The organism is Clostridium sp. CCUG 7971, from assembly GCF_017590215.1.
Classification (GTDB): Bacteria; Bacillota; Clostridia; order Peptostreptococcales; family Peptostreptococcaceae; genus Faecalimicrobium.
Genome location: NZ_JAFFPK010000184.1, coordinates 1 through 8,329 on the forward strand (window position 1 = coordinate 1; position 8,329 = coordinate 8,329).

Here is an 8,329-nt window from a genome sequence, read left to right on the forward strand (position 1 = left end):
CTGCCTCCCGTAGGAGTTTGGACCGTGTCTCAGTTCCAATGTGGCCGATCACCCTCTCAGGTCGGCTACTGATCGTCGCCTTGGTAAGCCGTTACCTTACCAACTAGCTAATCAGACGCGGGTCCATCCTGTACCGCCGGAGCTTTGATAAGAAAGCCATGCGACTCTCTCATATTATCCCGTATTAGCATACCTTTCGGTATGTTATCCGTGTGTACAGGGCAGGTTACCCACGCGTTACTCACCCGTCCGCCGCTCTTTCCCGAAGGAAATCGCTCGACTTGCATGTGTTAGGCACGCCGCCAGCGTTCATCCTGAGCCAGGATCAAACTCTTAAATATAAGTTTTGACTTGGGCTCAGATACTGTTATATATCTGGCTTTGTTTGGTTGTTTCAAATTCTATAAATTAACCTACTGTTTAATTTTCAAAGTTCATTTTAAGCGACTGTATCGACGCTTACTTTTTTGTTTCGTCCGTATCTCTTGGACAAGTAATACTATATCACCTTAAAAATATATCGTCAATACTTTTTTAAAACTTTTTTAAAAAGATTATTATTTTTTATATTATAAATATAAGTAAATATATCTTAAACTCTTATATTTAAGAGAATCTCTGCTTAATTTAGTTTTATTTTTATATTATAAAAAGTTTTTAAAAAGTATATATAGATTTAAATTTTAGAGTATAATAGTAATATAGTATTAAAACCAGATACTAATTTTTTATTATAACCTGTTAGTTTATTTACTTATATGTGTATAAATACTTAAAATGTATAATATAAATTATATATTCAACTTTAATTTAGGGAGGTAAATTATGAGTAATTATCTTAGAGAGCCGATTAATGGTTTTACTCATCTTGCTGGTGCAATATTATCTTTTATTGGGTTACTAGCATTAGTAATAAAAACAACATTAAATACCCCATCTACCTTAGCTCTAACAGCTGTGATAATATTCGGATTAAGTATGATTCTTTTATATGCAGCTTCTGCGACTTATCATTTAGTTATTTCTAGTGATAATGTAATAGGATTTTTAAGAAGATTAGACCATGCTATGATATTTGTTTTAATAGCAGGTTCGTATACTCCATTTTGCCTAATTGCTTTAAATGGTACTACTGGATGGATTTTATTTGGGATAATAATGGCTACTGCTGTTGCCGGAGTGTCTTTTAAGTTAATTTGGTTTAACTGCCCTAGATGGATTTCTACAGTCATATACGTTGCTATGGGATGGATTTCTATATTCCTTATTAGTCCATTATATAAGGCTTTATCATTTCAAGGGGTTACTTTGCTTGTACTAGGTGGTGTTTTTTATACTATAGGGGCTATAATATATGCAACTAAACCAAAGTTCTTAGACTTTAAACACTTAGGTTTCCATGAAATCTTCCATATATTCATAATGCTTGGAAGTTTAACTCACTTTTTCTGTGTATTTAATTATGTAATATAAAAAAAGGAGATTTATCATTTTTGATTAATCTCCTTTTTCGTGTATTTAAAGTATTATTTCTATTTTAGTGCCAGTACCTAATTTGCTTTCTACTTTTATATCTCCATTGTGAGCTTTTACAATATCTCTACTTATAGCCATACCTAAACCTGAACCTTTATGAGCATGACCTGTATTAGTTCCTCTATAATATCTTTCAAAAATATACTTAAGATCTTCTTCAGATATTCCTTTTCCATTATCCTCAATAATTATATGCGTCTTTTTATCCAATATAATATTTATTTTTATACTTACATTTTCATTATTATGAATAATAGAGTTATATATAATATTGTTTATTACTCTCTTCATAAGTAATTCATCTATTTTTAATACTATATTATCTTCTTCAGAATCAAAATCTATATCTATATGACTATATTTAGGATCATTAAGAATATCTATAATACATCCTCTAACCAAAGATACTATATTCTTTTCTTCTCTGGATATATTTGAATATCCATCTTTTAGCTTCATAGTTAAATTTAAATCATCTACTAATTCTTTTATATAATTAGCCTTACTATCTATAATTTCTGCATATTGAGCTACCTCATCGACTTCTATATCATAGTCACTAAACATTAATTCTGCATATCCTTTTATAGATGCTAAAGGTGTTTTTATATCATGAGATATATTTGCTACCCACTCATTTCTCATAGATTCAATTTTCTTACGTTCTCTCTCGTTATCTTTTAATGTATCTGCTAAATTATTCAATTTATTAAATACAGGTTTATATATACCTTTTTCCTTATAATATGATTCATAGTTTCCACCGGCCAGATCTTCAACTCCACCAATTATACTTTTTACAGGTTTAGTTAAAGATTTACTAAATATATACCCTATTATCGTAGCCACTATTACATCTACTACTATAATAGATAGCATAACTTTGGATATTATATCCCATATGGAGTCTGAATCAGTAGTTATATTTATTTTATCTACCTTAGTCATAGGAAATCCAATTAGATATGTATATGAATAATTATTTATATTTTTCTCAGCAGCCATAACTGTAGATTCATTACCTTCTACTCCTGAATACTTATATGTATTTATTAGCTGTACAGGTGTGTATTTATCTCGAATTTTTCCCGGCGTATTATATTGATAAATTACTTTTCCATCATTATCTAATATTTGTATCCATGCTGTAGCTTTTTTTAATACATCTTTACCTTTATCATTAATAAAAACATTACTTATATTATTTGTATTATTAAAAATATTTACATTAAAATCTCTAACAAATTTCTCTACATTATTAAATCCACTATAATCATTTTTTTGTGAATCTAAGCTTATCATCACAGATATTGAAATAGCTATAATTATATTTATTTGAACAACTATTAGAGCTACTAATACAGTTGATAAAAGGTATCTTAAAGTTAATTTCCATTTCATAATAAACCACCTTAGCTGCTTATTCTTTTATTACAAATTTATATCCAAGCCCTTTTACATTTATTATGTATTCTGGCTTTGAAGGATTATCTTCAACTTTCTCTCTTAGTCTTCTTATATGGACCATTATAGTATTATCGTATCCTATAAAATCATCACCCCATACTTCATCACAAAATTTTTCTTTGCTTATTATCTGATTTTTGTGTTTTACCATATATATAAACATTTTTAATTCTTTAGGCTTTAGCTCCAATAATTCTCCATTTTTCTTAACTTCCAAAGTCCGATCATTTACTTCAAATGGTCCTACTTTTATAGTTTCGCTACTATTATTCTTTTCTTCTATGTTAAATTGTTTTTTGATTCTTCTAATCTGGATTTTAACCCTAAGTGCTAATTCTTTTAAACTAAACGGCTTTGTTATATAGTCATCTGCCCCTAAAGATAGACCTACTAACTTATCTAATTCTTCTCCCTTTGCTGATAAAAATAGTACTGGTATATCAGAAGTTTGCCTTATTTTTTTACATATATCATATCCTTCAATATCTGGAAGCATAATATCTAATATTGCTAAATCTGGTTTTTCTATTTCAAACAATTCTAACCCTTTTTTTCCACTTTCAGCCGTATATATATTTTCAAAACCTTCTTTATTAAGTGCCATTTTTATTAAATTTAATATTTCTACTTCATCATCCACTACTAATATTTTACTTTTTCTTATTAAAGACTCCACTTTAAGCCCTCCTTTTATATCTAAATAGCTTTTAAATTTAATGTACTTATCTTTTACTATTACATTATTTTCTAAATTTAGTTTATACCATATATTTCATAATTTAAATTATAAAATAATAAAAAGAAAAGCATAACAAGTGTTTTACTTTTCTTTTTATTATTTCTAAATTATATATATTTATAAATTATCTTTCACTTAAAAACTTTTTCTTAGCTAAGTTATAGAATAATACTATTGTTACTATACTGAATATACAAAATACTATCCATGAATATGACGGTAAAGCGAATCTTATAATAGGAACTGCATACATACCAAATATAGGTATCACTATAAGACTATTAACTGTTCTCCTCATTCCCATAAAATAAGGTATAGCCATGAATGCTCCTCCTACTAAAAAAGGAATTATAGCATTTTTACTAATAGATGATAAAAATAGACCTAATGCTGCTAACATAAATGAACCTAATATTACTGTTACAGACATTATTAATAAAAGTTGTATCACAGTTATATCACTTCCACTTTTACCAAAATACCATAAGTTCTTTATTGGCATATTAATATCATCGAATTTAAATTTAAAAAATACTTTAAATGCCATTGCATATAACATTGATAAATTTACTATACTAGCACTTAAACCCGCTGCTATAAACTTACTTACAACTAATTGCTTTTTACCATTCTTTGTAGCCTTGATTAATCCATCCATATTTGAGTTATACTCAAGTATAAAACTTCCTGAAAACATCATAAACATTACTAGTCCCATTATAGGTGCCATACCAAAATATTTAAAAAATACGTCTGAATAACCCTCACCTACACTCAATGTATATACTGCAGAGTAAGATATAAATATTCCAAATAACCAAACAGCTATTACACCTATCTTAAAATTCTTTTTTATTTCCGCTTTAATTACTGAAAACATAATTATACCTCCCTTGCATCTTCTAATTCAAAGTAGAACATATAAACATCTTCAAATCTCGGTTCTGTTAATGATACATTTTTATATTCTGGTACTTTTTCACTTATTATTCTTAGTTGTGTATCTTCAACACCACGATTTATATTTACTACTTTATAGTTTCTTTGAATTTCGTTTACTTCATTTTCATTGTTTGTAGTTATTGTATATACTTTGCCTTTCATATCTTCTAATATTTCTCTATGAGTTCCTTTTAGCAGCAGTTTTCCATCTTTTATCATAATAGTTTCTTTAGCTACCGATTCTATATCAGAAATTATATGAGTCGAAAGTATTACTATTGTTTCTGTTCCTATATTTGATAATAAATTCCTAAATCTAGTTCTTTCTTGAGGATCAAGTCCTGCTGTTGGCTCATCTAATATTAATACCTTCGGATTATTAAGTAACGCCTGTGCTATACCAACTCTTCTTTTCATACCTCCAGAGAATTTAGATACTAATTTATTTCTTACTTCATGAAGCCCTACTAACTTTAATAGTTCATCTACTCTTTTTTTAGCTTCATTATTACTCATTCCTTTAAGCGCTGCCATGTACATTAAAAACTCTCTTGCTTTAAAGTTTTTATATGCATCGAAATCTTGCGGTAAATATCCTACTAAAGCTCTATATTCATCATCTAAAGATTTTACATCTTTTTCGTTATATAATATCTTCCCACTCGTTGGTGTTGTTATAGTTGCTAATTGTTTCATTAAAGTTGATTTGCCTGCTCCATTAGGACCTAATAAACCATATACTCCACTATTTAAAGTTAAACTTATATTTTCATTTGCATTTTTATGACTATATATTTTAGTTAAATTTACTATTTCTAATTTATTCATTACTTTTTTCCTCCATATTTTAATTATTATTTTTTATTTATTTAATATTTTTTTGAATACATAAACGTTTAATAATATTCCAAATACTATTGTTAATCCCGATAAAACTATATAGAATATTGATAAATCAAAGTTCATTGAAAATAATTCAATATTTCCTATAAAAGCATTTGGTATAAAGCTATTTTTTGAAAGTACATCTATAAAGTTACACTGTTGTATTACATTTCTTAATTGACCTGGTACAAATTTAAGTAAAGTTACTAATTTTCCAATAGCTATAAATAAAAGTGTGTAAGATATAGACTGTATTGAATTTTTTGTTATAAACGACAATAGTGCTGAAAATATAGATATTGATATAAATGCTAAACTCATTATTCCTACTTCATAAGCTATATATTGAACAATACTCATTTCTCTAACTAAACTTGCTATGGTACTAATTCTATACGCCTGTAAACCTCCATTTATTGGGGCACCATATTGAATATATGTTGCTACAAAAGTTACAAGTAAATAAAGTACATAAACAATAATTGGTATAATTAAAGATATTAAAAGCTTTGAGTTTAAAGCTTTATATTTATTTTTAGATGATAGAATTATAGAGTCTATATTTGATAATCTTTCATCTGTATATAAATTTGAAGAAAGTGTAACTATAATAGCTACAATAAGCAATGTAGCTAAAGGAAAAGTAGCTCTTTGCTCAAATATTTGATAAAATTCTAGATTTTTATATTTTTCACCACTATCTTTATTTAGCTTTCCTTTTGATATTTTGTTAAATTGTTTCTCATTTTCATCTTTTAACCCATGAGTATTCTTATTAGCGATTGAAGTTAATTCAATTAATTTGTTATCTAATTTTTCCTGTGCTATTACATCTCCTGGTCTTTTATCGATTATATATTCATTTTTACCTTCATCATAATATTCATTTTGAGTTTCTAACGTAGGACTTACAAATCCAATTTGTATAAATAAAAGTCCCATAAGTATAAGTGCTATTATTGAAGTTTTATTTTTAATTATTTTTTTTAGTTCCCATCTTAACATGTTCATTCTCCTCTCTTGTGCTTACAAACTTATTATATATATCTAGATTTACATCATTATAAACTTAAGCTTAAATAAACCTTACAATTCAAATTTTTCTTATTTAATATAAATTAAGCGACAAAATAAATAAGAGCAAGGCTATTTTTTACATAACTTTGCTCTTATTTATAGAATCTTTTAATTATTTTTATTTACTAAATCAACTATTTTTTGTCCTTGTTTTAGTAATTCATTATAATTATTTTTTTCTTTTATATGATTTATTTTATCTTCTGTAATATCTTTATCTGAAATATTGAAATATTTCTTTAATATTTCATATTGAGTTTCTCCATCTTTATCCTTACTGTCTTCTATATCATTTTTCCAATTAATGTTTGATTTGTCCATAATTAAACCTAAAGCAGACCCTACTTCATATCTCATTGGTCTTTCTAAATATGAAGGCGATTTTGCTTGATTATTTGCAATATAGTCATAAGCTTGCATAAATGTAATATGATATGGTGCCGTTTCATTTGAAAGAACTGTTAATTTTCCACCAGTTAAATCACTATATTTATATTCTATATATCTTGCAGTTCCTTCTATTGCTTCTGTATTTGCTTCTGCTAATAATTGTGGATATTTTTTGTATTTATAAGCACGTATAGTTGTCCATTGCTTTAGATACTTCTTAACTTCTTCTTTATTATTTATTTCCATACACTTATCTAAGAGCTTAAATTCTAATCCCATTAAAGCATAGTTTTCTTTATTTACTGGATAGTTTTCTATATACTCTCCATCATTTTATCATATTTCCAATCTTCTTGGTTATATGTATGGAATGATTCATGTAATAAGAATGAAGAAAAATCAAAATATAAATCTGGATTTTCCATCATTTTAGGATGATATTTAAAATAAAAAATACTTTGATCATTAATATCTACAGTTCCAAAATTTGAGGGTATCAAGGTTGAAATCATATTTGTATCAAACTTAATTATTCTATAAACTTCTGGTAAATTTAAAGAGTTAGGCATGTTCATTTTTTTGCAAGAACACTTTTTTCAATTCCTTTTATATTAACTGCATAGGCATACTTTCTTATAATCCCTTTATCTTTATTAGTTCTTATTAAAACTATAGGTTTTTCATTTAATTTATATTTATCGTTCCATAATTCATCACTGTTTTCATTGAATTGTTTATATATACTTGATAGCTGTATAAACATTTCTTTATCTACAGAATCAAATTCTTCATATTTAGTCTTGTATAATTTATTTAATCCAATATCACTTACTATAGCTATTACTAACAAAGCTATAGTAGATAAAATTATTATAAGTGCCTTACTAGGTTTTTTATTCATTAACGTTTCTCTTCTCCTTTTGTAATTTATTCTTGAAAATTATTTATTTTATAATAAACTTTTAATATCTATCCTTTGTTTCTATTATATATAGATAAATTTAAATTATTATAAACTTAATCTTAAATAAACCTTACAATTTTTATTTTTCTTAATTAATATATAAGATATACTTTAAATAAAAAAAACGAACTCAATTGAGTTCGTTTTTTTATTCCTATCTCATAGCTCTCATTGCATTTAATACTGCTATTAATGCAACACCAACATCTGCAAATATAGCTTCCCACATAGTAGCAACTCCACCTGCTCCTAGTACTAAAACTATAGCTTTTACAGCTAATGCAAATATTATATTTTGCCATACTATTTTATTAGTTTTACTTGCTATT

Annotated in this window: 9 protein-coding genes, 1 rRNA gene and 1 pseudogene; 1 reads left to right on the top strand and 10 read right to left on the bottom strand. The window is 26.6% G+C overall.

Annotation, left to right across the window (positions count from 1 at the left end):
* A 16S ribosomal RNA gene (locus tag JWF52_RS18120) occupies positions 1-341 on the bottom strand; the annotation flags it as partial.
* 484 nt (positions 342-825) lie between these two features.
* Between JWF52_RS18120 and trhA the strand changes: the two genes are divergently transcribed.
* Positions 826-1,473 carry a PAQR family membrane homeostasis protein TrhA gene (gene trhA / locus JWF52_RS18125; RefSeq protein ID WP_208334882.1) on the top strand — a complete coding sequence of 216 codons (648 nt, stop codon included), beginning with the start codon at positions 826-828 and terminating at the stop codon, positions 1,471-1,473.
* Between the two features lie 45 nt (positions 1,474-1,518).
* Here trhA and JWF52_RS18130 read toward each other — a convergent pair whose 3' ends face one another.
* The 9 genes and pseudogenes from JWF52_RS18130 to JWF52_RS19525 form a co-directional block, all read right to left on the bottom strand.
* Complete coding sequence (locus tag JWF52_RS18130) at positions 1,519-2,937, bottom strand: HAMP domain-containing sensor histidine kinase (protein WP_208334883.1); 1,419 nt, start codon at positions 2,935-2,937, stop codon at positions 1,519-1,521.
* A gap of 19 nt (positions 2,938-2,956) precedes the next feature.
* Positions 2,957-3,679, bottom strand: coding sequence for a response regulator transcription factor (locus JWF52_RS18135; RefSeq protein WP_208334884.1), 723 nt, complete (start codon positions 3,677-3,679; stop codon positions 2,957-2,959).
* A gap of 187 nt (positions 3,680-3,866) precedes the next feature.
* Positions 3,867-4,622, bottom strand: a complete 756-nt coding sequence (locus JWF52_RS18140; protein WP_208334885.1) for a hypothetical protein — start codon at positions 4,620-4,622, stop codon at positions 3,867-3,869.
* Between the two features lie 2 nt (positions 4,623-4,624).
* The gene (locus JWF52_RS18145; RefSeq protein ID WP_208334886.1) at positions 4,625-5,512 is read right to left on the bottom strand and encodes an ABC transporter ATP-binding protein; all 888 of its coding nucleotides are present in this window, start codon (positions 5,510-5,512) and stop codon (positions 4,625-4,627) included.
* 33 nt (positions 5,513-5,545) lie between these two features.
* Complete coding sequence (locus JWF52_RS18150; protein WP_208334887.1) at positions 5,546-6,574, bottom strand: hypothetical protein; 1,029 nt, start codon at positions 6,572-6,574, stop codon at positions 5,546-5,548.
* Between the two features lie 180 nt (positions 6,575-6,754).
* Positions 6,755-7,282, bottom strand: coding sequence for a hypothetical protein (locus tag JWF52_RS18155; protein WP_208334888.1), 528 nt, complete (start codon positions 7,280-7,282; stop codon positions 6,755-6,757).
* Between the two features lie 68 nt (positions 7,283-7,350).
* Positions 7,351-7,611 (bottom strand): hypothetical protein, encoded by a 261-nt coding sequence (locus JWF52_RS18160; protein ID WP_208334889.1) that lies wholly within the window; start codon positions 7,609-7,611, stop codon positions 7,351-7,353.
* Positions 7,608-7,937, bottom strand: coding sequence for a hypothetical protein (locus tag JWF52_RS18165; protein ID WP_208334890.1), 330 nt, complete (start codon positions 7,935-7,937; stop codon positions 7,608-7,610). The genes JWF52_RS18160 and JWF52_RS18165 overlap by 4 nt, the downstream gene beginning before the upstream one ends.
* A gap of 217 nt (positions 7,938-8,154) precedes the next feature.
* Positions 8,155-8,329 (bottom strand): annotated as a pseudogene (locus tag JWF52_RS19525) (HAD-IC family P-type ATPase); the annotation flags it as partial.

What these genes read in the sequence shown, in the direction of transcription:
- trhA (WP_208334882.1), top strand. Translation starts at nt 826, where the DNA reads ATGAGTAATTATCTTAGAGAGCCGATTAATGGTTTTACTCATCTTGCT.
- JWF52_RS18130 (WP_208334883.1), bottom strand. Translation starts at nt 2,937, where the DNA reads ATGAAATGGAAATTAACTTTAAGATACCTTTTATCAACTGTATTAGTA.
- JWF52_RS18140 (WP_208334885.1), bottom strand. Translation starts at nt 4,622, where the DNA reads ATGTTTTCAGTAATTAAAGCGGAAATAAAAAAGAATTTTAAGATAGGT.
- JWF52_RS18145 (WP_208334886.1), bottom strand. Translation starts at nt 5,512, where the DNA reads ATGAATAAATTAGAAATAGTAAATTTAACTAAAATATATAGTCATAAA.
- JWF52_RS18150 (WP_208334887.1), bottom strand. Translation starts at nt 6,574, where the DNA reads ATGTTAAGATGGGAACTAAAAAAAATAATTAAAAATAAAACTTCAATA.
- JWF52_RS18155 (WP_208334888.1), bottom strand. Translation starts at nt 7,282, where the DNA reads ATGGAAATAAATAATAAAGAAGAAGTTAAGAAGTATCTAAAGCAATGG.
- JWF52_RS18160 (WP_208334889.1), bottom strand. Translation starts at nt 7,611, where the DNA reads ATGAACATGCCTAACTCTTTAAATTTACCAGAAGTTTATAGAATAATT.
- JWF52_RS18165 (WP_208334890.1), bottom strand. Translation starts at nt 7,937, where the DNA reads ATGAATAAAAAACCTAGTAAGGCACTTATAATAATTTTATCTACTATA.